The organism is Psychromonas arctica, assembly GCF_038155225.1.
In the GTDB taxonomy this organism is placed as follows: domain Bacteria; phylum Pseudomonadota; class Gammaproteobacteria; order Enterobacterales; family Psychromonadaceae; genus Psychromonas; species Psychromonas arctica_B.
The window spans coordinates 1-220 of the sequence record NZ_JBAKBA010000295.1 but is presented as its reverse complement, the minus strand read 5'-3'; the positions used below and the strand labels follow the sequence as shown (position 1 = coordinate 220).

Sequence of the window (220 nt, the reverse complement as noted above, 5' to 3'; positions counted from 1 at the left end):
GATTTCGTTCGTTCGAACATTGACTTCTCTCACAACAACGCGCCCTTCTGCATCACCAATGCCATCTAGTATACATCGTGGATATTTTATCGTAATTGGAACCTGAATCCCTTCTTCATATACATTATTCAGTAAGCGTTGCTCAAACTCGAATTCAACAAAAAATTTAATAAAAGACTTTAATGAAGCAGAACAAAAACCATTTGCTAAATAACATTTA

Annotated in this window: 1 protein-coding gene; it reads right to left on the bottom strand. The window is 34.5% G+C overall.

What is annotated here, in order from left to right:
* A partial coding sequence (locus V6255_RS18595; RefSeq protein ID WP_341629443.1) for a hypothetical protein occupies positions 1–220 on the bottom strand: 220 nt, incomplete at both ends.